Source organism: Klebsiella sp. ME-303 (assembly GCF_007910085.1).
GTDB lineage: Bacteria > Pseudomonadota > Gammaproteobacteria > Enterobacterales > Enterobacteriaceae > Klebsiella > Klebsiella michiganensis.
This window is the reverse complement of sequence record NZ_VOJB01000068.1, coordinates 54,551-80,919: the sequence shown is the minus strand read 5'-3', so window position 1 is coordinate 80,919 and position 26,369 is coordinate 54,551. Positions and strand designations below refer to the sequence as shown.

The 26,369-nt window shown below is 53.9% G+C and carries 22 protein-coding genes; 15 read left to right on the top strand and 7 right to left on the bottom strand.

The window, feature by feature from the left end:
- Positions 1-8: 8 nt before the first annotated feature.
- The 4 genes from atpA to FQK12_RS09600 are packed head-to-tail and all read left to right on the top strand — an operon-like array spanning position 9 to position 4,313.
- A complete protein-coding gene (atpA, locus tag FQK12_RS09615; protein ID WP_004127029.1) occupies positions 9-1,550 on the top strand; it encodes a F0F1 ATP synthase subunit alpha in 1,542 nt (513 codons plus the stop codon).
- Positions 1,551-1,600: 50 nt separating this feature from the next.
- Positions 1,601-2,464, top strand: a complete 864-nt coding sequence (gene atpG, locus FQK12_RS09610) for a F0F1 ATP synthase subunit gamma (RefSeq protein ID WP_004107278.1) — start codon at positions 1,601-1,603, stop codon at positions 2,462-2,464.
- Positions 2,465-2,490: 26 nt separating this feature from the next.
- The gene (gene atpD / locus FQK12_RS09605; RefSeq protein WP_004107276.1) at positions 2,491-3,873 is read left to right on the top strand and encodes a F0F1 ATP synthase subunit beta; all 1,383 of its coding nucleotides are present in this window, start codon (positions 2,491-2,493) and stop codon (positions 3,871-3,873) included.
- A 20-nt stretch (positions 3,874-3,893) separates the two neighbouring features.
- The gene (locus FQK12_RS09600; RefSeq protein ID WP_004107274.1) at positions 3,894-4,313 is read left to right on the top strand and encodes a F0F1 ATP synthase subunit epsilon; all 420 of its coding nucleotides are present in this window, start codon (positions 3,894-3,896) and stop codon (positions 4,311-4,313) included.
- A gap of 412 nt (positions 4,314-4,725) precedes the next feature.
- Here FQK12_RS09600 and FQK12_RS09595 read toward each other — a convergent pair whose 3' ends face one another.
- Positions 4,726-6,897, bottom strand: a complete 2,172-nt coding sequence (locus tag FQK12_RS09595; RefSeq protein ID WP_014227349.1) for a right-handed parallel beta-helix repeat-containing protein — start codon at positions 6,895-6,897, stop codon at positions 4,726-4,728.
- Between the two features lie 345 nt (positions 6,898-7,242).
- Between FQK12_RS09595 and glmU the strand changes: the two genes are divergently transcribed.
- The 10 genes from glmU to FQK12_RS09545 all read left to right on the top strand — a co-directional run bounded on the left by glmU (position 7,243) and on the right by FQK12_RS09545 (position 19,836).
- Positions 7,243-8,613, top strand: coding sequence for a bifunctional UDP-N-acetylglucosamine diphosphorylase/glucosamine-1-phosphate N-acetyltransferase GlmU (glmU, locus tag FQK12_RS09590; protein WP_014227347.1), 1,371 nt, complete (start codon positions 7,243-7,245; stop codon positions 8,611-8,613).
- Positions 8,614-8,795: 182 nt separating this feature from the next.
- Positions 8,796-10,625, top strand: coding sequence for a glutamine--fructose-6-phosphate transaminase (isomerizing) (glmS, locus tag FQK12_RS09585; RefSeq protein WP_014227346.1), 1,830 nt, complete (start codon positions 8,796-8,798; stop codon positions 10,623-10,625).
- 316 nt (positions 10,626-10,941) lie between these two features.
- A complete protein-coding gene (gene pstS, locus FQK12_RS09580; RefSeq protein ID WP_004127017.1) occupies positions 10,942-11,982 on the top strand; it encodes a phosphate ABC transporter substrate-binding protein PstS in 1,041 nt (346 codons plus the stop codon).
- Positions 11,983-12,174: 192 nt separating this feature from the next.
- Entirely contained in the window at positions 12,175-13,134 is a 960-nt protein-coding gene (pstC, locus tag FQK12_RS09575) for a phosphate ABC transporter permease PstC (RefSeq protein ID WP_004107261.1), read from the top strand.
- Entirely contained in the window at positions 13,134-14,024 is an 891-nt protein-coding gene (gene pstA, locus FQK12_RS09570; protein WP_004855748.1) for a phosphate ABC transporter permease PstA, read from the top strand. Before pstC ends, pstA begins: the two co-directional genes overlap by 1 nt.
- A 47-nt stretch (positions 14,025-14,071) precedes the next feature.
- On the top strand, positions 14,072-14,845 hold the full coding sequence (pstB, locus tag FQK12_RS09565; RefSeq protein WP_004855746.1) for a phosphate ABC transporter ATP-binding protein PstB: 774 nt from the start codon (positions 14,072-14,074) through the stop codon (positions 14,843-14,845).
- Between the two features lie 49 nt (positions 14,846-14,894).
- Positions 14,895-15,620 carry a phosphate signaling complex protein PhoU gene (gene phoU / locus FQK12_RS09560; RefSeq protein WP_004107251.1) on the top strand — a complete coding sequence of 242 codons (726 nt, stop codon included), beginning with the start codon at positions 14,895-14,897 and terminating at the stop codon, positions 15,618-15,620.
- 584 nt (positions 15,621-16,204) lie between these two features.
- Positions 16,205-17,851, top strand: a complete 1,647-nt coding sequence (locus FQK12_RS09555) for a carbohydrate porin (RefSeq protein ID WP_014227345.1) — start codon at positions 16,205-16,207, stop codon at positions 17,849-17,851.
- Between the two features lie 41 nt (positions 17,852-17,892).
- The gene (locus tag FQK12_RS09550; protein ID WP_014227344.1) at positions 17,893-19,059 is read left to right on the top strand and encodes an alpha/beta hydrolase-fold protein; all 1,167 of its coding nucleotides are present in this window, start codon (positions 17,893-17,895) and stop codon (positions 19,057-19,059) included.
- A gap of 54 nt (positions 19,060-19,113) precedes the next feature.
- Positions 19,114-19,836, top strand: coding sequence for a glucosamine-6-phosphate deaminase (locus FQK12_RS09545; RefSeq protein WP_014227343.1), 723 nt, complete (start codon positions 19,114-19,116; stop codon positions 19,834-19,836).
- Positions 19,837-19,891: 55 nt separating this feature from the next.
- Here FQK12_RS09545 and yieH read toward each other — a convergent pair whose 3' ends face one another.
- Entirely contained in the window at positions 19,892-20,557 is a 666-nt protein-coding gene (gene yieH, locus FQK12_RS09540; RefSeq protein WP_014227342.1) for a 6-phosphogluconate phosphatase, read from the bottom strand.
- Positions 20,558-20,724: 167 nt separating this feature from the next.
- Between yieH and FQK12_RS09530 the strand changes: the two genes are divergently transcribed.
- Positions 20,725-22,062 carry an NCS2 family permease gene (locus FQK12_RS09530; RefSeq protein ID WP_014227341.1) on the top strand — a complete coding sequence of 446 codons (1,338 nt, stop codon included), beginning with the start codon at positions 20,725-20,727 and terminating at the stop codon, positions 22,060-22,062.
- 48 nt (positions 22,063-22,110) lie between these two features.
- On the opposite strand, the gene FQK12_RS09525 is transcribed toward FQK12_RS09530, so the two are convergent.
- The 5 genes from FQK12_RS09525 to FQK12_RS09505 all read right to left on the bottom strand — a co-directional run bounded on the left by FQK12_RS09525 (position 22,111) and on the right by FQK12_RS09505 (position 26,298).
- Positions 22,111-22,677, bottom strand: a complete 567-nt coding sequence (locus tag FQK12_RS09525) for an NADPH-dependent FMN reductase (protein ID WP_014227340.1) — start codon at positions 22,675-22,677, stop codon at positions 22,111-22,113.
- A 37-nt stretch (positions 22,678-22,714) separates the two neighbouring features.
- On the bottom strand, positions 22,715-23,452 hold the full coding sequence (locus FQK12_RS09520) for a 4'-phosphopantetheinyl transferase family protein (protein WP_014227339.1): 738 nt from the start codon (positions 23,450-23,452) through the stop codon (positions 22,715-22,717).
- A gap of 146 nt (positions 23,453-23,598) precedes the next feature.
- Positions 23,599-24,558: an HTH-type transcriptional regulator YidZ gene (yidZ, locus tag FQK12_RS09515; protein ID WP_014227338.1), complete on the bottom strand. Its 960-nt coding sequence runs from the start codon at positions 24,556-24,558 to the stop codon at positions 23,599-23,601.
- The gene (locus FQK12_RS09510; RefSeq protein ID WP_014227337.1) at positions 24,527-25,711 is read right to left on the bottom strand and encodes an MFS transporter; all 1,185 of its coding nucleotides are present in this window, start codon (positions 25,709-25,711) and stop codon (positions 24,527-24,529) included. Before FQK12_RS09510 ends, yidZ begins: the two co-directional genes overlap by 32 nt.
- A gap of 179 nt (positions 25,712-25,890) precedes the next feature.
- On the bottom strand, positions 25,891-26,298 hold the full coding sequence (locus tag FQK12_RS09505) for a GNAT family N-acetyltransferase (protein ID WP_014227336.1): 408 nt from the start codon (positions 26,296-26,298) through the stop codon (positions 25,891-25,893).
- Between the last annotated feature and the right edge of the window lie 71 nt (positions 26,299-26,369).

Genomic DNA, 26,369 nt, shown 5'->3' with positions numbered 1-26,369 from the left:
ACTGGAGCATGCAACTGAATTCCACCGAAATCAGCGAACTGATCAAGCAGCGCATTGCTCAGTTCAATGTTGTGAGCGAGGCTCATAACGAAGGTACTATCGTTTCTGTAAGTGACGGTGTTATCCGCATTCACGGCCTGGCCGATTGTATGCAGGGTGAGATGATCGCTCTGCCGGGTAACCGTTACGCTATCGCACTGAACCTGGAGCGCGACTCCGTAGGTGCAGTTGTGATGGGTCCGTACGCTGACCTCGCCGAAGGTATGAAGGTTAAATGTACTGGCCGTATCCTTGAAGTTCCGGTTGGCCGCGGCCTGCTGGGACGTGTGGTTAACACCCTGGGTGCACCGATTGATGGTAAAGGTCCGCTGGAGCACGACGGCTTCTCCGCCGTTGAAGCTATCGCGCCGGGCGTAATCGAACGTCAGTCCGTCGATCAGCCGGTGCAGACCGGTTATAAATCCGTTGATGCCATGATCCCAATCGGTCGTGGACAGCGTGAACTGATCATCGGCGACCGTCAGACCGGTAAAACCGCGCTGGCTATTGACGCCATCATCAACCAACGTGATTCCGGCATCAAGTGCGTCTACGTAGCCATCGGCCAGAAAGCGTCCACGATTTCTAACGTGGTACGTAAACTGGAAGAACACGGCGCGCTGGCTAACACCATCGTTGTGGTTGCAACCGCATCTGAATCTGCCGCACTGCAATACCTGGCGCCGTACGCCGGTTGTGCAATGGGTGAATACTTCCGCGACCGCGGTGAAGATGCGCTGATCATTTATGATGACCTGTCTAAACAGGCCGTTGCTTATCGTCAGATCTCCCTGCTGCTCCGCCGTCCGCCTGGACGTGAAGCATTCCCGGGCGACGTATTCTACCTCCACTCTCGTCTGCTGGAGCGTGCTGCACGTGTTAACGTCGAATACGTTGAAGCTTTCACCAAAGGTGAAGTGAAGGGTAAAACCGGTTCTCTGACTGCGCTGCCGATTATCGAAACCCAGGCGGGTGACGTTTCTGCGTTCGTTCCGACCAACGTAATTTCCATTACCGATGGTCAGATCTTCCTGGAAACCAACCTGTTTAACTCCGGTATTCGTCCTGCGGTTAACCCGGGTATCTCCGTATCCCGTGTTGGTGGTGCAGCTCAGACCAAGATCATGAAGAAACTGTCCGGTGGTATTCGTACCGCTCTGGCACAGTATCGCGAACTGGCGGCGTTCTCCCAGTTTGCCTCTGACCTTGATGATGCAACCCGTAAGCAGCTGGACCACGGTCAGAAAGTGACCGAACTGCTGAAACAGAAACAGTATGCGCCGATGTCCGTTGCGCAGCAGTCTCTGGTTCTGTTCGCGGCAGAACGTGGTTATCTGGCGGATGTCGAGCTGTCGAAAATCGGTAGCTTTGAAGCCGCTCTGCTGGCTTACGTCGACCGTGATCACGCTCCGTTGATGCAAGAGATCAACCAGTCCGGTGGCTATAACGACGAAATCGAAGGCAAGCTGAAAGGCATCCTCGATTCCTTCAAAGCAACCCAATCCTGGTAAAGTCTGGCGGCTTGCTCTAGGGCAGGCCGCAAGGCATTGAGGAGAAGCTCATGGCCGGCGCAAAAGAGATACGTAGTAAGATCGCAAGCGTCCAGAACACGCAAAAGATCACTAAAGCGATGGAAATGGTCGCCGCTTCCAAAATGCGTAAATCGCAGGAGCGTATGGCGGCCAGCCGTCCTTATGCAGATACGATGCGCAAAGTGATCGGTCACCTTGCGAACGGTAATCTGGAATATAAGCACCCTTACCTGGAAGAACGCGACGTTAAACGCGTGGGCTACCTGGTGGTGTCTACCGACCGTGGTCTGTGCGGTGGCTTGAACATTAACCTGTTCAAAAAGCTGCTGGCGGAAATGAAAGCATGGTCCGATAAAGGCGTTCAGTGCGAACTCGCAATGATCGGCTCCAAGGGCGTGTCGTTCTTTAATTCCGTTAGCGGTAATGTCGTCGCCCAGGTGACGGGTATGGGGGATAACCCATCCCTGTCCGAACTGATTGGTCCGGTAAAAGTGATGTTGCAGGCCTACGATGAAGGCCGTCTGGACAAGCTGTATATTGTCAGCAACAAATTTATTAACACCATGTCTCAGGTTCCAACCATCACTCAGCTGCTGCCGTTACCGGCTTCAGAAGATGGTGAGTTGAAGCGTAAATCCTGGGATTACCTGTATGAACCCGATCCGAAAGCGCTGCTGGATACCCTGCTGCGCCGTTATGTGGAATCTCAGGTTTATCAGGGCGTGGTAGAAAACCTGGCCAGCGAGCAGGCCGCACGTATGGTGGCGATGAAAGCCGCGACCGACAATGGCGGCAGCCTGATTAAAGAGCTGCAGTTGGTATACAACAAAGCTCGTCAGGCCAGCATTACTCAGGAACTCACCGAGATCGTCGGTGGAGCATCCGCGGTATAACCAGGTTAATTCGTAGAGGATTCAAGATGGCTACTGGAAAAATTGTCCAGGTAATCGGCGCCGTGGTCGACGTCGAATTCCCTCAGGATGCCGTACCGCGCGTGTACGAGGCTCTTGAGGTACAAAATGGTAGTGAGAATCTGGTGCTGGAAGTTCAGCAGCAGCTCGGCGGCGGTATTGTTCGTACCATCGCCATGGGTTCTTCCGACGGTCTGCGTCGCGGTCTGGAAGTAAAAGACCTCGAGCATCCGATCGAAGTCCCGGTAGGTAAAGCAACGCTGGGTCGTATCATGAACGTACTGGGCCAACCGGTAGACATGAAAGGCGACATCGGTGAAGAAGAGCGTTGGGCTATCCACCGCGCAGCACCTTCCTACGAAGAGTTGTCAAACTCTCAGGAACTGCTGGAAACCGGCATCAAAGTTATCGACCTGATGTGTCCGTTTGCGAAGGGCGGTAAAGTTGGTCTGTTCGGTGGTGCGGGTGTAGGTAAAACCGTAAACATGATGGAGCTGATCCGTAACATCGCGATCGAGCACTCCGGTTACTCCGTGTTTGCGGGCGTAGGTGAACGTACTCGTGAGGGTAACGACTTCTACCACGAAATGACCGACTCCAACGTTATCGATAAAGTATCCCTGGTGTATGGCCAGATGAACGAGCCGCCGGGAAACCGTCTGCGCGTTGCGCTGACCGGCCTGACCATGGCTGAGAAGTTCCGTGACGAAGGTCGTGACGTTCTGCTGTTCGTCGATAACATCTATCGTTACACCCTGGCCGGTACTGAAGTATCCGCACTGCTGGGCCGTATGCCTTCAGCGGTAGGTTACCAGCCGACTCTGGCGGAAGAGATGGGCGTTCTGCAGGAACGTATCACCTCCACCAAAACCGGCTCTATCACTTCCGTACAGGCGGTATACGTACCCGCGGATGACTTGACTGACCCGTCTCCAGCCACCACCTTTGCGCACCTTGACGCAACCGTGGTACTGAGCCGTCAGATCGCTTCTCTGGGTATCTATCCGGCAGTTGACCCGCTGGACTCCACCAGCCGTCAGCTGGATCCGCTGGTTGTTGGTCAGGAGCACTACGACACCGCTCGTGGCGTTCAGTCCATCCTGCAGCGTTATCAGGAACTGAAAGACATCATCGCCATCCTGGGTATGGATGAACTGTCTGAAGAAGATAAACTGGTGGTAGCTCGCGCGCGTAAGATTCAGCGCTTCCTGTCCCAGCCGTTCTTCGTGGCAGAAGTATTTACCGGTTCTCCGGGCAAATACGTCTCCCTGAAAGACACCATCCGTGGCTTTAAAGGCATCATGGAAGGCGAATACGATCACCTGCCGGAGCAGGCGTTCTACATGGTCGGTTCTATCGACGAAGCCGTGGAAAAAGCCAAAAAACTTTAACGCCTTAATCGGAGGGTGATATGGCAATGACTTACCACCTGGACGTCGTCAGCGCAGAGAAACAAATGTTCTCTGGTCTGGTCGAGAAAATCCAGGTAACGGGTAGCGAAGGTGAACTGGGTATTTACCCGGGGCACGCGCCGCTGCTCACCGCCATTAAGCCTGGTATGATTCGCATCGTTAAGCAGCACGGTCACGAAGAATTTATCTACCTGTCAGGCGGCATTCTTGAAGTGCAGCCGGGTAGCACGACCGTTCTGGCTGATACGGCAATTCGTGGCCAGGATCTCGACGAAGCGCGAGCCCTGGAAGCGAAACGTAAGGCTGAAGAGCACATTAAGAGCTCTCATGGTGACGTGGACTACGCTCAGGCGTCTGCGGAACTGGCCAAAGCGATCGCTAAACTGCGCGTTATCGAGTTGACCAAAAAAGCGATGTAACACCGGCTTGAACGCTAAAAGCCAGTCTGGTTTCCAGGCTGGCTTTTTTTATGGCTTCGTTTCAGAAAAAGCAAAACTAAAAAGCGGGTTTAAAAATTTGTGATGCGTGTCTCATTTTTGTTGATCGTTTAAAAGATGAAGCGTAGACTTGTTTTTGTGATGTGAGTCACAAAAAAATTCATCAAAAACGTAATCGCTATCCAGGAAGAGATCATGAAACTGCTTAATAAAATCGTCGCTTTCTTCAGTGCTATGAACGTAACCTTCGGTACGTTCAACCACTAAGAAGTCAACTTTCCAGACTGTTTTTGCGCTGTACCGCTAACTAAAACGACAACACATGCGGTGTGAAACAGACAGAAAGTGAAAAGGTCGCCCCAGGGCGACCTTTATGTTTTTCACGTATAGCGGGTTAGTTGCGGCTGAGGAAGTTACCGGTGTTGAAGCTGCCGTCGGCCTCACGCGTCAGTGGGTCCGGCAGCGCCAGCGTCTGATAATCGGCGCTGTTAATGCGCTTGCCCTGAGCGTTGATGCTTCTGCCGCCGTGGATAAAATAGTTGCTATCGTCAACATTCCCGACAACGGCATCGTCATATTTCCCAGGCTGGCTGCGCAGGGAAAGGTTCTCGCTGAAGGTGCCCTGCGTTTCCGGCGCACCGTACGGACTCGGGCGGAACAGGTAGTTAAAGCGCTGGTTATCTACCGCGACGTTGTTAACCACCACCAGCTTGCCGGGGTTAAAGTTGTCGGTAAAACCGTCCAGATGGTTATCGATGGCGATGCTGTTACGTACCTCGTGGGCGACCGGCTGCCCTTCCCCACCGAGCTTAAACCCGTTACTGGTATTATTGCGGGCAATAGAGTTCTCGATCGCCACAACGCCGTTTGCACCGTCCTCAATTTTATTAAACAGGTCGAAACCGTCGTCGATATTATCGTGCGAGTAACAGCCCTCCAGCCGGTTACCCTCTCCTACGCGCATTTTCACCGCGAAGCCGTCGGCGTTAATTTTGCCCGGATCCTCGTTACTAAAGGATTCAGAATTCACTACCCGGTTAAAGCTGGCCCACAGCGGGCGTCCAACATCCGCCGGAGAGGAAATTTGAATGCCGGTATCATCGTTACGATACGCGGTGACGTTCTCGATCAGGTTATGGCTGCCCTGTACGCGCAGGCTCTTGTCCGTAATCTCAATCCCATCGATATGCCAGTAGCTGGCATCCAGCAGCAGCCCGTGAATCACCGCTTTTCCGTCGGCTTTTAGCGTTTTGATTTTGTCCTTCAGGCCGCTGGCGCTGACAGGAATGGTCGTTTGCGGGTAATCTCCGGCGGCTAATACAATTTGCCCGCCGGGCGGGACGAGTTTGATAGCGGAGGCGAAATCCAGCGGCGAGTCCGCCGTCCCTTTTGCCTGAGGTTGTCCCTCTGGCGCGGCGTAGAGCGTATTGCCTGTCACATGGGGACTCTGTTCAACCGTCAGCGTCTGGGTCAGCGTTTCAGCGCCGGTGGCCGGGGTGAAGCGGATTTCGAACGTGCTTTTATCTTTCAGTACGGCAGGCTGGGTAAACATTTCCCCGGCCTTCACGGTTTTATCCTGCCCGATCACCACTTCATCCTGACGAACGGTGATGCGCCCATCGCTGTTGGTGCGCGCCTGTAGGATGTAAGCTTTGCTCTGGCTTACTGTTCCCGAAGCAATTTGCATAACCGGCGGCCAGCCTTTAGCGACATACGGCGCGGAGGGAACCGTATGTGCCGCTGAGGTGGTGAGCGAGGCGTTGCTGACGGTGATTTTTGCATTACGTGAGGCGAAGAAGCCGACGTAGTAATGTTCTTTATCCTGCCGGGCAACCAGATCGGCGTGCGGAACCTGCTGGCTCACCCATTCCTCGCTGCCCGTTGCTGCCCATGAGGTAATAAACCCGTCGTTGGTGCGTTCCAGTCTGAGCTGGAACGTCGGCGTTTGCTGGATATCGATTTTCTCTTTATAGCTCTGACGCTTTATTGATGCGCCCGCATTGCCCCACGGTTGGGTTATCCCTTCCCGGCTGATAGCCTGCAATTTGATATGTGAGCCATCTTTTTTATCCTGCGTCATAATGGCGTTCATCACCATATTGGATGCCGCCGGAAACTCTTCGTAACCGACCTTCAGCGGCTGTTGACGCGGAACTCCTATTACATCGCGCACCAGTAGTCCTGCTCCTTCCTGTGCCGCAGGACGCGCGCCATTTTCCGGGCCAAACTGATTGACGGTCACCGTAGCCTGCAGGATAAAATTCTGGCTGGTCGGTAGCCGGGTGTAAAAGAAGGTCAGTCCGTCGTGAGAATTGGCTATTTTACCTCCCCGGCTCTCGATGGTAATGGGCTGGCTGAGGTCGGCGACGTCCTGCGGCGTCAGTTTTTTTCCGGCGATGGTGACATCGTTGACGCCAATTTTTTCCGGCAGAACATTCGAGGAAAAATTGCTGTCGGTAGATTGCCCAAAGGCGATTGCCCGCCACTGATGACCTTCGTTGGCCTGCAGCGGTAGCGCGATCATCGTACTGCAAAGGGTTAATGCCAAAGGTATTTTGTTATTCATTCTTTTCTCCTGGGTAATTATTAACCGGCATTATCAGGAAAATGAAATGGCGTTTCTATTTATCACGTCACAATTAATGAATATTAAAACTGTGTTTTATTTTATGACTTTTCTTTATTTACCCGCCAAAAAAACAGCAAAAGCAGAGGGATAGCCGGCATTGCCACTCATTAAAATGCTTTTTTTGCGCTAAACGGGTTTGCGCTGACTAAAAATACCCACCTAAAATGGTGTATAGCGTTACGCTTGTGCGTTTTATCTTCGTCTCGTTTCATGATGAAAAATATGTAGATATTTCAACGTGAAAGGCTTTTACTTTTCGTTCCAACAGCAGTCAGGATGCGTATGTCAAACAGTCCGATGAGCGTGGTTATTCTTGCCGCTGGCAAAGGTACCCGCATGTATTCCGATCTTCCTAAGGTGTTGCATTCGCTGGCCGGGAAGCCAATGGTGCAGCATGTTATTGATGCAGCTAAAGAATTAGGCGCTTCCGCCGTACATCTGGTGTATGGACACGGCGGCGATCTGCTTCGCCAGACGCTGCACGAAGACAACCTCAACTGGGTCCTGCAGGCCGAACAGCTAGGTACCGGCCACGCCATGCAGCAGGCGGCGCCCTTCTTCAGCGATGATGAAGATATCCTGATGCTGTACGGCGACGTGCCGCTCATTTCCGTCGAAACATTGAAGCGTCTGCGGGAAGCGAAACCGCAGGGCGGCATCGGTCTGTTGACGGTGAAGCTTGACGATCCGACCGGCTACGGCCGCATTACGCGCGATAACGGAGCGGTGACGGGCATTGTCGAGCATAAAGACGCCAGCGACGAGCAGCGCCGGATTCAGGAAATTAATACCGGGATTCTGGTCGCCAATGGCGCGGATCTTAAACGCTGGCTGGCTAAGCTCACCAACAACAACGTTCAGGGTGAATACTACATCACCGATATTATCGCCATGGCCTATGAAGAAGGTCGTGAAATTGCCGCTGTTCATCCTCAGCGTCTAAGCGAAGTGGAAGGCGTGAATAACCGCCTGCAGCTCTCTCGTCTTGAGCGCGTCTGGCAGTCTGAAAAGGCTGAAGAACTGCTGCTCGCGGGCGTTATGCTGCGCGATCCGGCGCGTTTTGATCTGCGCGGCGTGCTGAAACACGGGCGCGATGTCGAAATTGATACTAACGTTATCTTCGAAGGTGACGTGGTACTGGGGGATCGGGTAAAGATTGGCACCGGCTGCGTCATCAAGAACAGCACCATTGGTGATGATTGCGAGATCAGCCCCTATACCGTGGTAGAGGATGCTCATCTTGAGGCCGCCTGTACCATTGGGCCGTTCGCACGGTTGCGCCCTGGCGCGGAGCTTCTCGAAGGCGCGCACGTCGGCAACTTTGTCGAAATTAAAAAGGCGCGTCTGGGTAAAGGCACGAAGGCCGGGCATCTCTCCTATCTCGGAGACGCCGAGATAGGTGATAACGTGAATATCGGCGCGGGCACCATCACCTGTAACTATGATGGCGCAAATAAGCATAAAACAGTGATCGGCGATGACGTGTTTGTTGGCTCAGACAGCCAGCTGGTCGCTCCGGTGACCGTCGGCAAGGGGGTCACCATTGCCGCAGGAACAACGGTAACGCGTAACGTTGCCGATAATGAATTAGTGTTAAGCCGCGTGCCGCAGGTTCATAAACAGGGCTGGCAGCGCCCGGTGAAGAAAAAGTAACGCTATTTCTCTTTCGCCCTTTTCGGGGGAAAGAGCGGGGTGAGGGGATAAAATAATCCTCCCCCCACGGCAGTACCCATAAAAATAACCCCACTCTCTACAAGGCTCGGGGCGCCCGAAAATACGGGTAAACAGGTTGACCGACAACGTATGGCATACAGCCAAAATCGGAATTAAAAACTATGTGTGGAATTGTTGGCGCAGTCGCGCAGCGTGATATTGCTGAAATCCTTCTCGAAGGTTTACGTCGTCTGGAATACCGCGGTTATGACTCCGCCGGTCTGGCCGTCGTCGATAACGAAGGTCATATGAACCGCGTTCGCCGTCTCGGGAAAGTACAGATGCTGGCCCAGGCGCTGGAAGAACATCCGTTGCACGGCGGTACCGGGATTGCCCATACCCGCTGGGCGACGCACGGCGAACCGTCTGAAGGTAACGCGCATCCGCATGTTTCTGACCATATTGTGGTGGTGCATAACGGGATCATCGAAAACCATGAGCCGCTGCGCGAGCTGTTGCAGTCGAGGGGCTACGTTTTCGCCTCCGAGACTGACACGGAGGTTATTGCGCACCTGGTTCACTGGGAGCTGGAACAGGGCGGTACTCTGCGTGATGCGGTTCTGCGGACTATCCCGCAGCTGCGCGGCGCTTACGGTACCGTGATCATGGATTCCCGCGATCCGGGTACGCTGCTGGCCGCTCGTTCAGGAAGCCCGCTGGTGATTGGCCTGGGGATGGGGGAAAACTTCATTGCCTCCGATCAGCTGGCGCTGCTGCCGGTTACCCGCCGCTTTATCTTCCTCGAAGAGGGCGATATTGCGGAAGTCACCCGCCGTTCCGTGACTCTCTTTGATAAATCCGGCGCCGAAGTGCAGCGCCCGGATATTGAATCCAGTCTGCAGTACGACGCGGGCGATAAAGGTATCTATCGTCACTATATGCAGAAAGAGATCTACGAGCAGCCGAACGCCATCAAAAATACCCTCTCCGGGCGCATTAGCCACGGCGAGGTTGATTTAAGCGAGCTGGGCCCGCAGGCTAACGAGCTGCTGTCTAAGGTCGAGCATATTCAGATCATCGCCTGCGGCACCTCCTACAACTCAGGTATGGTGTCCCGCTACTGGTTTGAGTCGCTGGCAGGGGTGCCGTGCGATGTTGAAATCGCCTCCGAGTTCCGCTATCGCAAATCGGCCGTACGTCGCAACAGCCTGATGATCACCCTCTCTCAGTCCGGCGAGACGGCGGACACCCTCGCCGGCCTGCGCCTGTCGAAAGAGCTGGGCTATCTGGGGTCGCTGGCGATTTGTAACGTGCCTGGATCATCCCTGGTGCGTGAGTCCGATCTGGCGATGATGACCAACGCCGGGACGGAAATTGGCGTCGCCTCGACTAAAGCCTTCACGACGCAGCTGACCGTTCTGCTGATGCTGGTGGCGAAACTGGCGCGTCTCAAAGGCCAGGATGCGTCGATTGAACATGATATCGTGCATGGCCTGCAGGCGCTGCCGAGCCGCATTGAGCAGGTGCTTTCGCAGGACAAGCGTATTGAGGCGCTGGCTGAGAACTTCTCTGACAAACACCACGCGCTGTTCCTTGGCCGCGGCGATCAGTATCCCATTGCCCTGGAAGGGGCGCTGAAGCTGAAAGAGATCTCCTATATTCATGCGGAAGCCTATGCTGCCGGCGAGCTGAAGCATGGTCCGCTGGCGCTGATTGACGCTGAAATGCCGGTGGTGGTGGTCGCGCCGAACAACGAACTGCTGGAAAAATTGAAATCCAACATTGAAGAGGTTCGCGCTCGCGGCGGCCAGCTGTACGTTTTTGCTGACGGCGATGCGGGTTTCACCGGCAGCGACAATATGCACATCATTGAGATGCCCCATGTTGAAGAGGCGATCGCGCCAATTTTCTATACCGTACCGCTGCAGCTGCTGGCGTATCACGTCGCGCTGATCAAAGGGACTGACGTTGACCAGCCGCGTAACCTGGCGAAATCCGTTACCGTGGAATAACGATTTTACAGCGTTGAAAGGGCTGCCGTCCGGCGGCCCTTTTTATTTGCGGTGAACGGCGAGATCCCACCCGCTTTATGACAGCCTGTCATTTTTGAGACGCTTTTTCGCTGTCATAAAAATAAAATTTTCCGCTAATCTTTCTATCATTAACCATAGTAACAATATGATTTGTATTGTTTTTATTTAACGTAAATTCCCGTCTTTTTGCTTGTCATAAAACTGTAATAATTCGTACATTTTACTGTCACCTGTTTGTCCTATTTTGCTCACCATAGCTTCGAAACAATGGTTTACGAATCCAGCAGGAGACATTATGAACGTTATGCGTACCACCGTCGCAACAGTTGTCGCCGCGACCTTATCGATGAGCGCTTTCTCTGTTTTTGCAGCAGCAAGCCTGACTGGCGCAGGTGCAACTTTCCCCGCGCCGGTGTATGCCAAATGGGCAGATACCTATAACAAGGAAACGGGTAATAAAGTCAATTACCAGGGTATCGGCTCCTCTGGCGGCGTAAAACAAATTACGGCCAACACCGTAGACTTCGGTGCTTCTGATGCCCCTCTTGCTGATGACAAGCTGGCTCAGGAAGGTCTGTTCCAGTTCCCGACCGTTATCGGCGGCGTAGTGCTGGCAATTAACCTGCCTGGCGTGAAATCCGGTGAGCTGGTGCTTGACGGTAAAACGCTGGGTGATATCTACCTGGGCAAAATCAAAAAATGGGATGACGCGGCGATTGCTAAGCTCAACCCGGGCATGAAGCTGCCTTCTCAGAACATCGCGGTGGTTCGTCGTGCCGATGGTTCCGGTACTTCCTTCGTTTTCACCAGCTATCTGGCGAAGGTGAACGAAGAGTGGAAATCTAAAATCGGCGCGGGCTCAACCGTTAACTGGCCGACCGGTCTGGGCGGTAAAGGCAACGACGGCATCGCCGCGTTCGTTCAGCGTCTGCCGGGCTCTATCGGCTACGTAGAATATGCCTATGCAAAACAGAACAACCTCGCTTACACCAAACTGCTGTCCGCCGATGGCAAGCCGGTGAGCCCGACTGAAGATAACTTCGCTAACGCGGCGAAAGAAATCGACTGGAGCAAATCCTTTGCACAGGATCTGACGAATCAGAAAGGCGACAACGCATGGCCGATCACTTCAACCACGTTCATTCTGGTTCACAAGGCTTCCAACAAGCCAGAGCAGACCGCCGAAGTGCTGAAGTTCTTCGACTGGGCGTATAAAAACGGCGGTAAAGAAGCCAACGCGCTGGATTATGCCACCCTGCCGGAAAGCGTGGTTGAGCAAGTTCGCGCGGCATGGAAGACCAACGTAAAGGACAGCAGCGGTAAAGCGCTGTACTAATACCCGTCAGCCTTCGAGCTACAGGTGCGTTGGCAGCGCTTGTTCACCCCGGTCACATAGCCCATCTATGTTCCCGGGGATCCACAAGCCAGCTGCCTGCCTGCAGCTCGAATTATTTAGGGTATGGCATTACCTTTGCCAGAAAGATCAGTAAACTACGATTTTTTCTGGCCCGAAACTGAAGAGTAACTTATGGCTGCAACCAAGCCGGCATTTAACCCTCCGGGGAAAAAGGGTGACATAATTTTCAGCGTGCTGGTAAAACTGGCGGCGCTGATTGTGCTATTGATGCTTGGCGGCATCATCGTCTCCCTTATCATCTCGTCCTGGCCAAGCATTGAGAAATTTGGCTTTGCCTTTCTGTGGACCAAAGAGTGGGATGCACCGAACCAGATTTTCGGCGCCCTGGTACCCATTTACGGGACGCTGGTCACCTCATTTATCGCGCTGCTGATCGCCGTACCGGTGAGCTTCGGTATCGCGCTGTTCCTGACGGAACTGTCACCCGCCTGGCTGAAGCGTCCGCTGGGTATCGCTATTGAGCTGCTGGCCGCGATCCCCAGTATCGTTTACGGCATGTGGGGCCTGTTTATTTTCGCCCCGCTGTTTGCGACCTATTTTCAGGAGCCGGTTGGCAACGTTCTGTCGACCATTCCGTTCGTTGGCGCGCTCTTTGCGGGCCCGGCATTTGGTATCGGTATTCTGGCGGCGGGCGTGATTCTGGCCATCATGATCATTCCTTACATCGCGGCCGTTATGCGTGACGTCTTTGAACAGACGCCGGTGATGATGAAAGAGTCCGCCTACGGTATCGGCTGCACAACGTGGGAAGTTATCTGGCGTATCGTTCTGCCTTTCACCAAAAACGGCGTGATTGGCGGGGTAATGCTCGGTCTGGGGCGCGCGCTGGGGGAAACCATGGCGGTGACCTTTATTATCGGCAACACCTACCAGCTTGATAGCGCTTCGTTATATATGCCGGGCAACAGCATTACCTCCGCGCTGGCGAATGAGTTTGCCGAAGCGGAAACCGGACTGCACGTTGCCGCATTGATGGAGCTGGGCCTGATTCTGTTCGTTATCACCTTTATTGTTCTGGCCGCATCGAAGTTTATGATCATGCGCCTGGCTAAGAATGAGGGGGCTCGCTAATGGCGACGATTGAATTACAAACCACCGCGGAGCTGGCGGAATCCCGTCGCAAAATGCAGGCAAAACGCCGCATGAAAAACCGTCTCGCCCTGACGCTATCGATGGCGACCATGGCGTTTGGTCTGTTCTGGCTGATCTGGATCCTGATGTCCACCGTCACCCGCGGCATCGACGGCATGAGCCTGGCGCTGTTTACTGAAATGACGCCGCCGCCAAATACGGCGGGCGGTGGTCTGGCAAACGCCCTGGCGGGCAGCGGATTGCTGATCCTCTGGTCGACGGTTATCGGTACCCCGCTGGGGATTCTGGCGGGGATTTATCTGGCGGAATATGGCCGTAAATCCTTGCTGGCCGAAGTGATTCGTTTTATTAACGATATCCTGCTTTCCGCGCCGTCGATTGTCGTCGGTCTGTTTGTTTACACCATCGTCGTTGCGCAGATGCAGCACTTTTCCGGCTGGGCGGGCGTGATTGCGCTGGCGCTGCTGCAGGTACCTATCGTTATTCGTACCACTGAAAACATGCTGAAGCTGGTTCCGGACAGCCTGCGTGAGGCGGCATATGCGTTGGGTACGCCGAAGTGGCGCATGATCTCTGCGATCACCCTGAAAGCATCGGTATCGGGCATTATGACCGGTATTCTGCTGGCCATCGCCCGTATCGCCGGGGAAACGGCGCCGCTGCTGTTTACCGCGCTCTCCAACCAGTTCTGGAGCACCGATATGATGCAGCCGATTGCTAACCTGCCGGTGACGATTTTCAAATTTGCCATGAGTCCCTTTGCGGAGTGGCAGCAACTGGCATGGGCCGGGGTCTTGATTATCACCCTGTGCGTATTGCTGCTGAACATTCTGGCGCGCGTTGTTTTCGCGAAGAATAAACACGGTTAATTTTTGCGGCGCGGCGAAACGCGGCGCCGAATGAGGAAAAGAACGAGATGAGTATGGTGAATGCGACCCCGGGTAAACTTTCAGTTCGTAACCTGAATTTCTACTACGGAAAATTCCATGCCCTGAAAAACATCAACCTGGATATTACCAAAAACCAGGTTACGGCGTTTATCGGACCGTCAGGCTGCGGTAAATCCACGCTGCTGCGTACGTTCAACAAAATGTTTGAGCTGTACCCGGAGCAGCGTGCGGAAGGCGAAATTCTGCTCGATGGCGATAATATTCTGACCAACACCCAGGATATCGCCCTGCTGCGCGCCAAAGTGGGGATGGTGTTCCAGAAGCCGACGCCGTTCCCGATGTCGATTTATGACAACATCGCCTTTGGCGTGCGCCTGTTTGAGAAGCTTTCCCGCACGGATATGGATGAGCGCGTGCAGTGGGCATTGACCAAAGCCGCATTGTGGAATGAAACCAAAGATAAACTGCATCAGAGCGGATATTCTCTCTCCGGTGGCCAGCAGCAGCGTCTGTGCATCGCGCGCGGTATCGCTATTCGTCCGGAAGTTCTGCTGCTGGATGAGCCCTGCTCGGCGCTGGACCCGATCTCTACCGGGCGTATTGAAGAGCTGATCACTGAACTGAAACAGGATTACACCGTCGTTATCGTGACCCACAACATGCAGCAGGCCGCGCGTTGCTCCGACCATACGGCATTTATGTATCTTGGCGAGCTGATTGAATTCAGCAACACGGACGATCTGTTTACCAAGCCCGCTAAGAAGCAAACTGAAGATTATATTACTGGCCGCTACGGTTGATTGCCCTTCTGCTACCAGGCTCTAACCTATTGGGCAATCAGGAGATACTATGGATAACCTAAATCTTAACAAACATATTTCCGGCCAGTTCAATGCTGAACTGGAGTACATCCGCACCCAGGTCATGACCATGGGTGGGCTGGTGGAGCAGCAGCTTTCTGATGCGATCACCGCGATGCATAACCAGGACAGCGAACTGGCAAAGCGCGTTATTGACGGCGACAAGCAGGTCAATATGATGGAAGTGGCGATCGATGAGGCCTGCGTGCGCATCATCGCCAAGCGTCAGCCGACCGCCAGCGACCTGCGTCTGGTGATGGCGATTATCAAAACCATCGCCGAGCTGGAACGCATCGGCGACGTCGCGGATAAAATCTGCCGTACCGCGCTGGAAAAATTTTCCCAGCAGCATCAGCCGCTGCTGGTGAGCCTGGAATCGCTGGGGCGCCACACCGTGCAGATGCTGCATGATGTGCTGGACGCCTTTGCGCGTATGGACCTTGATGAAGCGGTGCGTATTTATCGCGAAGATAAGAAAGTCGACCAGGAATATGAAGGCATCGTGCGCCAGCTGATGACCTATATGATGGAAGATTCGCGCACCATTCCAAGCGTCCTGACAGCCCTGTTCTGCGCCCGCTCGATTGAGCGTATCGGCGACCGTTGTCAGAACATCTGCGAATATATTTTCTACTTCGTCAAAGGTCAGGATTTCCGTCACGTTGGCGGCGACGAGCTGGATAAACTGCTGGCCGGGAAAGATCCTAAAGAGTAATAAATCACAGAGACTAATTCTGATAAAGGATTTATCAGAATTAGTTATGATTAATGTTACTCCTGTTTTTAATTAACAAAATTGGTGCGATTGTCGTCACAAATAATAATTTCATCAATTGTGGTTTGATTTTAATAGCGTAACAATGCGGTACATTAATCGGGTGACTTGTTGCGGCAAGGCTCGAATAAAACTCTGGATTGTTACTGCGCAAGCAGGCAAAACCTGACATCACCGTTAACCTGGTGATGTCAGGTTTTTTTTTGCCAGATAATCCGCCATTAGCCGATGAAAGGGATTGTTACCGCTGCGCGGGCAAAACCTGAAGCAAGCCTCCTCTGTTTTCTGCAGGGGGATTGCTTCAGGTTTTTTTTTGATTTGATGCAAGGCTGTTTGTGGGTAAACCAGGATGGTATTAACCGAATAAATAATAGTGCTGGTTTTAATAACGTTCTTTTTTCCTTAAGGGGAAGCACCTTTTCGGTAACAAGCTTTATTCGATAGAAAAATAAAAATACGCCTTCGCGTTAGTTGACATTTTATCGCGATATTCAGTTGCACCTGTTTTTATATAAAGGGAACTTATGTTTAAAAGAAATCTGATTACCTCGGCCATACTTATTATGGCGCCGCTCGCTTATACAACCCATGCTATGGCGGAATCGCTAACCGTTGAACAGCGTCTTGAGCTTCTGGAGAAGGCGCTTAAGGATACGCAGAGCGAACTAAAAAAATATCAAGATGAAGAGAAGGCCAGAAATCGACTCTGGGTTGCCAGTACGCAGCCTGGCGCACCTGAGCAGAGTGCGTCCGCGCAGGTTGTCAGCGCACCCGCACCGGCCGGCGGCGCTGCAAAACCGGCAGCGGTTCTGGTGAAAAACGAACAGCCCGCGGCTAACGGCGAGTCCATTTATAGTTCGATGACAATGAAGGATTTCAGCAAGTTTGTGAAGGATGAAATTGGCTTCAGCTATAACGGCTATTACCGTTCCGGCTGGGGGACCGCATCCCATGGTTCACCTAAGTCCTGGGCGATTGGCTCGCTGGGTCGCTTTGGTAATGAATATTCGGGCTGGTTTGATTTACAACTTAAGCAGCGGGTCTATCAGGAAGGCAATAAGCGGGTTGATGCGATCGTGATGCTTGACGGCAACGTCGGGCAGCAGTATTCCTCCGGCTGGTTTGGCGATAACGCTGGCGGCGAGAACTATATGCAGTTCTCTGATATGTACGTCAACACCAAAGGTTTCCTGCCATTCGCGCCGGAAGCGGATTTCTGGGTGGGTAAGCACGGTGCGCCGAAAATTGAAATCCAGATGCTGGACTGGAAAACGCAAAGAACCGATGCCGCAGCCGGCGTTGGCCTTGAAAACTGGAAAGTGGGCGCGGGTAAATTTGATATCGCGCTGGTGCGCGAGGATGTTGATGACTACAACCGTACGTTGACCAAAAGCCAGCAAATTAACACCAATACTATTGATATTCGTTATAAAGAGATCCCGCTTTGGGATAAGGCGTCATTGATGGTCAGCGGCCGGTATGTCGCGGCAAATCAGAGCTCATCCGAGAAATATAATGAATGTAATAATGGATATTATGAATGGAAAGATACCTGGATGGCGGGGACGTCGTTAACGCAGAAATTTGATAACGGCGGATTTAACGAATTTTCCTTCCTGCTGGCAAATAACTCCATCGCCAGCAGCTTCTCGCGCTACGCGGGATCCAGCCCGTATACCACATTCAACGGCAGATACTATGGCGATCATACCAACGGCACCGCCGTTCGCTTGACCTCGCAGGGGGAAACCTATTTGAGTGATGACATCATTATGGCGAACGCCATCGTTTACTCCTTTGGTAATGATGTCTACAGCTACGAGACCGGCGCGCACTCCGATTTTGAGTCTCTTCGCGCCGTCGTGCGCCCGGCCTGGATCTGGGATAAATATAATCAGACCGGCGTTGAATTGGGCTATTTCAAGCAGCAGAACAAAGATAGTACCGGCAAGAAATATAACGAATCCGGCTACAAAACTACCCTGTTCCATACCTTTAAAGTGAATACCAGTATGCTGACCTCCCGCCCGGAAATTCGTTTCTATGCGACTTATATTAAAGCGAAGGATATCGACCTGGATAAGGCGGCTAACAGCAATACCAGCAGCATTTTTGAAGATGGTAAGAACGATCAGTTTGCCGTTGGCGCTCAGGCTGAAATCTGGTGGTAAGGCTGGCAACGGTCAGGACAAAATTCTAAAGAGGATTAACGATGAAACGACATGCTATTTACTTCGCTCTGGCGCTGGCGGGCGCGGCGTTTACCGCTCATGCCGCGCCGTTTCCGGCCACGCCGAGCGCGGCGATCCCGGTCAGCCAGTATATTACCCAGGTTAACGCCGATAAGAGTATCACCTTCCGCCTGTTTGCCCCGGATGCAAAACGGGTGTCCGTGGTAACGGGGGCAACGCCGGATACCTTTGTCTCGCATGATATGAGTAAAGATGAGCAGGGGGTCTGGACATGGAAAAGCGATGCGCTGGCTCCCAATCTCTACGAATACTATTTTGATGTCGACGGATTCCGTTCCGTCGATACCGGTAGCCGCTATCAGAAGCCACAGCGTCAGGTGAATACCAGCCTGATCCTGGTCCCCGGCAGCATTCTTGACGATCGCGCGGTCGCTCACGGCGAGCTACGAACCCTGACCTATCATTCAAAGGCGCTGAACGCTGAGCGTCGCGTCTACGTGTGGACGCCGCCAGGCTATACCGGTACCGGCGAACCGCTGCCGGTGCTCTATTTCTATCACGGTTTTGGCGACAGCGGACTGTCGGCCATCGACCAGGGCCGTATTCCGCAAATCATGGATAACCTGCTGGCGGAAGGCAAAATCAAGCCCATGCTGGTGGTGGTGCCGGATACCGAAACCGATATTCCTGACGCGGTTGCGGAAAACTTCCCGCCGCAGGAGCGGCGTAAAACCTTCTATCCGCTGAATGCGAAAGCGGCTGATAAAGAGCTGATGAACGATATTATTCCGCTGATTGATGCGCGCTTTAACGTGCGTAAAGACGCGGACGGCCGGGCGCTTGCCGGGCTGTCGCAGGGCGGTTATCAGGCGCTGGTCTCCGGAATGAACCATCTGGAGAGCTTCGGCTGGCTGGCGACGTTCAGCGGCGTAACGACAACCACGGTACCGGATGCCGGCGTCGAGGCGCAGCTACACAACCCACAGACGATCAACAAGCAGCTGCGTAACTTTACCGTCGTCGTGGGCGAGAAAGACGTGGTTACCGGCAAGGATATCGCCGGGCTGAAAGCGGATCTGGAGAAGCAGAAAATCAACTTTGATTACCATGAGTATCCGGGCCTGAACCATGAAATGGACGTCTGGCGTCCCGCCTACGCCGAATTTGTACAGAAGTTGTTCAAATAACATGAAGGAGCCAGTTCGCTGGCTCCTTATCTTCAATACCTTGAGGGAGACAATATGAAATTAATCGTGACGGAAGATTATGCCGAGATGAGCCTGGTCGCCAGCCATCACGTTCTGGGCTACATCACCGCGCCGCGCAGGGTGAACCTGGCGGTAACGGCAGGAAGTACGCCGAAGAAAATGTATGAACATCTGACGGACGCGGTTAAAGGTAAATCGTTCTATTCTCAGGTCCATTATTACAACTTTGACGAGATTCCGTTCCGCGGACAGGATCGTGAAGGCGTGACCATTTCTAATCTGCGCAGCCTGTTTTTCACCCCCGCGCAAATCCCTGAAGAGAATATCCACCCGCTCAGCCATGAAAACTTCAGGCATCACGACCAGCGGTTACAGGACGAAGGGGGCCTCGATCTGATAGTGATGGGCCTCGGCGCTGACGGCCATTTTTGCGGTAATTTGCCGAATACCACGCGCTTCCACGATGCGACGGTGGAAGTCCCTATCGTCGGCGATATGGTGGATCTTGTCGCTCACGGCGAGATGGGCGGCGACTTCTCTGCGGTGCCGGATAGCTACGTCACGATGGGGCCAAAAAGCGTCATGGCGGCGAAAAACCTGCTGCTTATCGTCAGCGGCGCGGCAAAAGCGCAGGCGCTAAGGCAGGTGATTGAAGGCGAAGTCAGCGAGCGGGTTCCGGCTTCGGTGTTGAAATTACATCCTTCCCTGGTGATTGTGGCTGATAAAGCGGCAGCTGCGGAATTGAGTCAACCGTAATCCACTTTCAGCGTAGCGCAGGCGGGACGCGCCCTGATAGCGCTACGCTCCAGGTTTATCGCGTTATATTCCAGCCGCGCGCCTGCCATAGCTCAGGTAGCTCTTCCAGGCGGGTAAACGTCGTCACCTTCGGATGTTCGATCGGCTTATTATGCGGATCGGCGCAGAAGTAGAACACTTCCATGCCGGCGGCGATCCCCGACTGCGCGCCTGCGCTGGAGTCGTCGACAAGAATGCAGTTCTCGACGTTAACGTTCATCGCTTTTGCGGCATGCAGCATCAGGGCCGGATCGGGCTTCCAGCGCTGGATATCGTAGCCACTGTACAGACGCTCCGGGAAATGGTGCAGCATTGCGGTTTTACCGAGAGAGTGCTGCATTTTGCTCACCGGGCCGTTGGAGACCACGCACATCGGCACGTTGACCGCGTCCAGCAGCGCCTGTGCGCCAGAAATGACTTCCAGTTCAGTATCAAACAGGCGCGCGACTTCATCGCGGTACACCGGCTCAAGGGTCGCCTTGTCCAGATTAACGCCGTACTCCGCGTTAATGGTGTCGATAATCTCGTACAGCTTGACGCCTTTGAAGCGCTTAAAAATCTCGTCTAAATCCAGCGTAATGCCGAATTCCCTGAACATGTGAACGTAGGCGCGGGAGCAGATCACCTCGCTGTCGACCAGCGTGCCGTCACAGTCGAAAAATACTGCTTCTGGTTGGGTCATGTCGTTTCCATTTTAATAAGTTAACGTTTTCGTCTTGCTGATTAGTGAGACGCAATCGTTGCCGTATAAGCAAAATCGATGAAAAAAAGTATCTCACAACCGCCCTTATTGTCGCATTTTGGTATAGGATAGCGACGAATTTTCCCTCCTTTGTTCGGAAACCGATAATGAGTCAACAACAAACCAGCCAGTCATCTGGCCCGGGTCTGCTGGAGCGCGTGTTCAAACTACGTGAACACGGCACGACGGCACGCACCGAAGCGATTGCAGGTTTCACCACTTTTCTGACAATGGTGTACATCGTTTTTGTTAACCCACAGATCCTCGGCGTGGCGGGTATGGATACCAGCGCCGTGTTCGTCACAACCTGTCTGATCGCCGCGTTCGGCAGCATCATGATGGGCCTGTTCGCTAACCTTCCGGTGGCCCTGGCGCCGGCGATGGGACTGAACGCCTTCTTTGCGTTTGTCGTGGTACAGGCAATGGGCCTGCCGTGGCAGGTCGGGATGGGCGCGATTTTCTGGGGGGCGGTTGGCCTGCTACTGTTGACGATTTTCCGCGTACGCTACTGGATGATCGCCAATATCCCGGTTAGCCTGCGTATCGGTATCACCAGCGGTATTGGCCTGTTCATCGGTATGATGGGCCTGAAGAACGCCGGCGTGATCGTCGCCAACCCGGAAACCCTGGTGAGCATCGGCAACCTGACGTCCCACAGCGTACTGCTGGGCATTCTTGGCTTCTTTATTATTGCGATTCTGGCTTCCCGCAACATCCACGCCGCGGTGCTGGTTTCTATCGTGGTTACCACGCTGCTGGGCTGGCTGCTGGGCGACGTTCACTACACCGGCATCGTATCCATGCCGCCGAGCGTCACGACGGTCATTGGGCATGTTGACCTGGCAGGCTCGCTGAATCTCGGCCTGGCGGGCGTGATCTTCTCGTTTATGCTGGTGAACCTGTTCGACTCCTCCGGCACCCTGATCGGCGTGACCGATAAAGCCGGTCTGGCCGATGCGCAGGGCAAGTTCCCGCGGATGAAGCAGGCGCTGTTTGTCGATAGCGTCTCGTCCGTTGCGGGCTCCTTTATCGGCACCTCTTCCGTAACCGCCTATATTGAATCTTCCTCGGGCGTTTCCGTAGGCGGACGTACCGGCTTAACCGCCGTGGTCGTTGGTCTCTTGTTCCTGCTGGTGATCTTCCTGTCGCCGCTGGCGGGTATGGTCCCGGCCTATGCCGCAGCCGGCGCTCTGATTTACGTTGGCGTCCTGATGACCTCCAGCCTGGCGCGCGTGAAGTGGGATGATTTAACCGAATCAGTACCGGCATTTATTACCGCCGTGATGATGCCGTTTAGCTTCTCCATTACGGAAGGTATTGCCTTAGGCTTTATCTCTTACTGCGTAATGAAGATCGGTACCGGTCGACTGCGCGACCTCAGCCCATGCGTGATTGTGGTTTCGCTGCTGTTTGTGCTGAAAATTGTATTTATTGACGTGCATTAATACCCGCGCCGTCACACTCAGCCGTTCTGGCAAGTGTGACGGCGTCTGTCAGGCTTTAACCCGCTGAATATATTCGGCAAAAGCGCTAAGCTGTCCGCTCAGATGATCGAGCGTGCCCTGATCGACGACTTTCCCCTCCTGCGGATCCACTTTGTTCTGAATCACGCCGCCCATAAATTCGGGCTTATTCATCACCATGGCGTCGAGGAATACCAGAATCTGACGCAAATGATACTGACAGCGCGCGCCGCCAATCGCGCCCATTGAACTGGTTTGAATCAGTACCGGCTTACCGGATAGCGGCTGTTCCGGCAGGCGAGACAGCCAGTCGATGGCGTTTTTCAGGCCGCCGGGCACCGAGTAGTTATATTCCGGCGTAACGATAACCACACCATCAGCCTCGCGAATTTGCTGAGCGATATCCTGAACGCTTTGTGGAAATCCCTCTTCCTGCTGGACGTCGGCATCATAGAGAGGAATATCGCCAATGGACGGTAACGCGGAAACCGCCATTCCTGCGGGCGCGATGCCGGGGAGGGTACGCGCGACCATGGCATTAAAAGAGCCTTTGCGCAGACTTCCGAGTAACGTAACAACTTTCAACGTATCAGACATGATTGCTCCTTTGCATCATGATGGCCGGGTTATCCGGTCAGTTGAGGGAGAAGGCTTTTTCTACCGGTAAATGAGTGAAACGCATCAGCCGGGCGGACGGCTCTTTGGCGCGAGCCTGCGCGTCGGGCAGGCTACGCCAGCCCTCTTTACCATTATATTCCCAGACTTTCAGCTGGCCGATATCCGGACTGGCGGCGATGGACCAGACCAGCACCGTTTCGGCATCGCACACCGCTTCGATTGACTGCGTCCCGCTTGTCCGTAATCGTCCGGAGCCCGGAAGAAGCTGGAGGTTAACGGCGTTTTCACCGGTCAGTTTCATGACGCTTTTGCGGAGTGCGTCAAGCTGAGCGCGCGCTTCATCGGGATCGTGCTGGTTGCTAATCCATACCCGCTCATTACTGTTAAAGACGTAGCGGTCGGCGTCGGGCGAGGCATGTAAACTACGGGAGGCGTGCGGTAATTCCATATCCAGGCCGCAATCACCTTCGGTGGATAACGCGACGCCGACAATATTCCCGGCATAGGAGATGGAAAAACGCGGGAGATTTTCGTCGCGGAAAGCGGGTTTTCCATTCTCTTCGTCAATAATTTCAGGAAGTTCGCTGATGCCATACAGCATAAAGAGGAGTTCTGCGAGGAGTGACCGTGATGCGCGATAGCGGCTTTGTCGGTACTCAGGCAGGCGGCTGGCGGATTGATGACAGGCCGCTGACAGGCGTGTAGATAGCGGTTCCCGGGTGTTGAGTATCCCTCTTGCAAAATGCGTTGCCATTCGTCGCTCCGTGATTAATGGTCAATGATAAAAATTGCGAATTATATTATCGCTCAGAATTGCCAGGTTTTAATGCGGAAATCACTCCTTGCGCAATAAATTGCATAAATTTTACAATTTATTGCGCAAGACGGGCTAATCCAACGCTAGAGCGGTTCCACATAGAGCTGCCTGAGCGTTTCTCGCAGCCAGACGATCTTCGGATTGTAGCTGTTGCGCTTATGCCACAGGAGGGTGAAGGGGACGCGTATTTTCTCCAGCTGGGACGGCTCCAGCGGCAACGGGAGTGAAACCAGCGGCAGATGGTGCTGTTGATTGTAACGCTGGCAATAGCGCGGGGCGGTGGCCAACATCGTATGATGAGGCTGGGCCGCCATAAACAGCGACTGCTCAAAACCCGGAACGGTCAACGCCACGGTGCGTTTATGCCCCAGATCGTGCAGAACATCATCCAGCGCCCAGGTATCGCTTTGTTCCCAACAGATATTGATATGCGGATAACGCAGGAAAGTGTCCAGATCCCACTCTTCGTTCAGCGCGGGATGATCGGCGCGCAGCCATACCTGCGGGAGATCGGTAAACAGGATTTCAAAATCGATATACCAGGGCAGCAGGCTGAGCTGTTCACGGGAGCGAGGATGGGTTTCCCGGCCGCAAAAACCGATGTCGACTTCACCGCGAATAATCGCATCCAGCGAATCATAATCCCAGTTACGCAGGCGGATCAGCGCCTGCGGATAGCGCTGGTAGATCCGCTGCGAAAGCGTATTCAGCAGGATCATCAGCAGCGGCGACTCTGCCGCCAGCTCAAACTTTAACCCGCTCGGCATGGTATGATGAGGCTTATCGAGGATCTGATTACCCATCTGCATCCAGTCCGCCAGATCCTGCTCCATACTGCTCATCAGCGGCGTGGGTGACAGTCCCAGAGGCGTTTTGACAAACAGCGGATCGTCAAACCAGACGCGCAGTTTAGCCAGCGATTTACTCACCGCCGACGGCGAAACGTTCATCCGCTTCGCCGTGCGGGTGACGCTGAGCTCCTGGGTTAAGAGCTGCAGGCACAGCAGCAGGTTAAGATCGAGACTCGACAGGGGTTTCTTCATAGCGTTGCGCGGCCCGCGCCGGAGAGGTGACCATAATCAGAACAATGCTCACTATGCTACAGGCAATAAGTATCCCGATCAGCATATTCATCGCGCTGAGTCCGATGATAGCCGCCAGCCAAATCCACAGTGAAGAGCCGCAGACCTGAGCAATTCCCAAAACAGAACTCGCCACGCCGGCGCGCAGGGTGAATGGCCCAAGGGCCTGACTCATTGCTACGCCAAAGCCGGCGGAGAACCCGGCGCAAATCAACCCCAGACCCAGCATCGTCATCGTCTGGCTGGTGGAGAGGCTCAGCAGCACGCCGGCGATAAAGAACAGCACCTGCGAGGTCAGCATCAGGGTGCGGGGCTTAAATAGCGTCAAAGCGAACGGCGTTGAGAACGACACCACCATGCTAACAAGCGCCATTAGCGCCATCGCCATGGAATAGGTGCCGCGATCGAAGCCCATCACTTCCATCATGAGCACCGGGGAGACGTTAACGTAAGTCAGGATAGCCGTCACGCTCAGGGTGGTTATGATTATTCGGCTGAGAAAAAAGCGGTTAAGCAGCGACTCGGGGACATTATTTTGCTGCATCGCCGCATGTGGCGCGGCTGTGGGGCGCGTTTCCCGCAAGATAAAGACCGAGAGCAGTCCCACCAGAACGCCCATGCCTGTCATGGTATAGAACAGGCTCTGCCACGGGTATTTCAGCATAATCAGGTGGCCGAGTACCGGCGCCAGAACCGGAATAATGCAGGTGATACCGTTAAGGAGGGAAAGTACCTTCGCCCGGCGGCGATCGTCGAGGGTATCGCGCAGCACCGCAAAGGCGACGACGTAGCAGCTGCCCGCGCCAATCCCCTGAATAAAACGCCCAATCAGGAAGTGGGCGCTGACCTGCGCCTGCGAGCAGAGAAGGGAGGCCAGTATGAAGACCACGGCACCGAAAATCGCCACCGGTTTGCGTCCTGATTTATCGGCGATACGACCCGCAAACAGCATTGCCGCGGCCATTCCCGCCAGATAAACCGAAAAGGCGATATGCAGCTGCGCTTCACTGGCCCCCAGATCCTGCGCAATGCGCGGCAGACCGACCAGATACATATCGATGCCGGATGGATAAAGCAGAACCAGCGCAAAACTGCAGATAAGAAAGCGTGCCATAGAACCCCTCGCATAAGAATGCCGTACAGAATAGTGGGGTTCGTGCGGGAGTACGAGTTGCCATTTGGACAACAACGATTTCCCGGGAGGAAAAACGGTTGGAAGATGTGCGGAGATAATTTAATTATTTGTTTTTATATCGCTTTTTGATATTTCCAATAAAGCGATCGCGTCCCGCATTATTTCCAGATCTTGGCCATACCTTCACTTTCTGGCCTGACGCTGGAAAACCCAAATTTGGCGTACAGTTCGGGAACATCCGCCACCAGCGAGACGTATGCCCCTTTAACCGCGTTTTCATCCAGCCAGGAGACGATTTTCTGCATGATCTGGCGACCGAGACCTTTTCCCTGATGGGCCGGGTCCACGGCGACGTCGACGATTTCAAAGTTCAGCGCGCCGTCGCCGACGATGCGCCCCATACCAACGGGCACGCCCGCATAGAGGATATGCACGCCGTAGCAGCTACGCGGCAGACCCGCGCGGGCGCCTTCCAGCGGGCGCGGCGACATACCTGATATGACGCGCAGGCGACAAAAATCTTCCGCCGAAGGGACGGTATCAATAAAGGTGTAATCAGCCATCATTGTCGTATCCGGTAAGTGGGGGGTACCGATAAGGGTAATAGACAAAGCGATACGCCGTGAAGACGCTAAAG

Coding starts and splice junctions, on each gene's coding strand:
- FQK12_RS09530 (WP_014227341.1), top strand. CDS start 20,725: ATGAGTCAACAACAAACCAGCCAGTCATCTGGCCCGGGTCTGCTGGAG.
- FQK12_RS09545 (WP_014227343.1), top strand. CDS start 19,114: ATGAAATTAATCGTGACGGAAGATTATGCCGAGATGAGCCTGGTCGCC.
- pstA (WP_004855748.1), top strand. CDS start 13,134: ATGGCGACGATTGAATTACAAACCACCGCGGAGCTGGCGGAATCCCGT.
- FQK12_RS09525 (WP_014227340.1), bottom strand. CDS start 22,677: ATGTCTGATACGTTGAAAGTTGTTACGTTACTCGGAAGTCTGCGCAAA.
- FQK12_RS09600 (WP_004107274.1), top strand. CDS start 3,894: ATGGCAATGACTTACCACCTGGACGTCGTCAGCGCAGAGAAACAAATG.
- FQK12_RS09520 (WP_014227339.1), bottom strand. CDS start 23,452: ATGGCAACGCATTTTGCAAGAGGGATACTCAACACCCGGGAACCGCTA.
- pstS (WP_004127017.1), top strand. CDS start 10,942: ATGAACGTTATGCGTACCACCGTCGCAACAGTTGTCGCCGCGACCTTA.
- yidZ (WP_014227338.1), bottom strand. CDS start 24,558: ATGAAGAAACCCCTGTCGAGTCTCGATCTTAACCTGCTGCTGTGCCTG.
- FQK12_RS09595 (WP_014227349.1), bottom strand. CDS start 6,897: ATGAATAACAAAATACCTTTGGCATTAACCCTTTGCAGTACGATGATC.
- pstC (WP_004107261.1), top strand. CDS start 12,175: ATGGCTGCAACCAAGCCGGCATTTAACCCTCCGGGGAAAAAGGGTGAC.
- FQK12_RS09505 (WP_014227336.1), bottom strand. CDS start 26,298: ATGATGGCTGATTACACCTTTATTGATACCGTCCCTTCGGCGGAAGAT.
- atpG (WP_004107278.1), top strand. CDS start 1,601: ATGGCCGGCGCAAAAGAGATACGTAGTAAGATCGCAAGCGTCCAGAAC.
- yieH (WP_014227342.1), bottom strand. CDS start 20,557: ATGACCCAACCAGAAGCAGTATTTTTCGACTGTGACGGCACGCTGGTC.
- atpD (WP_004107276.1), top strand. CDS start 2,491: ATGGCTACTGGAAAAATTGTCCAGGTAATCGGCGCCGTGGTCGACGTC.
- pstB (WP_004855746.1), top strand. CDS start 14,072: ATGAGTATGGTGAATGCGACCCCGGGTAAACTTTCAGTTCGTAACCTG.
- phoU (WP_004107251.1), top strand. CDS start 14,895: ATGGATAACCTAAATCTTAACAAACATATTTCCGGCCAGTTCAATGCT.
- atpA (WP_004127029.1), top strand. CDS start 9: ATGCAACTGAATTCCACCGAAATCAGCGAACTGATCAAGCAGCGCATT.
- glmU (WP_014227347.1), top strand. CDS start 7,243: ATGTCAAACAGTCCGATGAGCGTGGTTATTCTTGCCGCTGGCAAAGGT.
- glmS (WP_014227346.1), top strand. CDS start 8,796: ATGTGTGGAATTGTTGGCGCAGTCGCGCAGCGTGATATTGCTGAAATC.
- FQK12_RS09555 (WP_014227345.1), top strand. CDS start 16,205: ATGTTTAAAAGAAATCTGATTACCTCGGCCATACTTATTATGGCGCCG.
- FQK12_RS09550 (WP_014227344.1), top strand. CDS start 17,893: ATGAAACGACATGCTATTTACTTCGCTCTGGCGCTGGCGGGCGCGGCG.
- FQK12_RS09510 (WP_014227337.1), bottom strand. CDS start 25,711: ATGGCACGCTTTCTTATCTGCAGTTTTGCGCTGGTTCTGCTTTATCCA.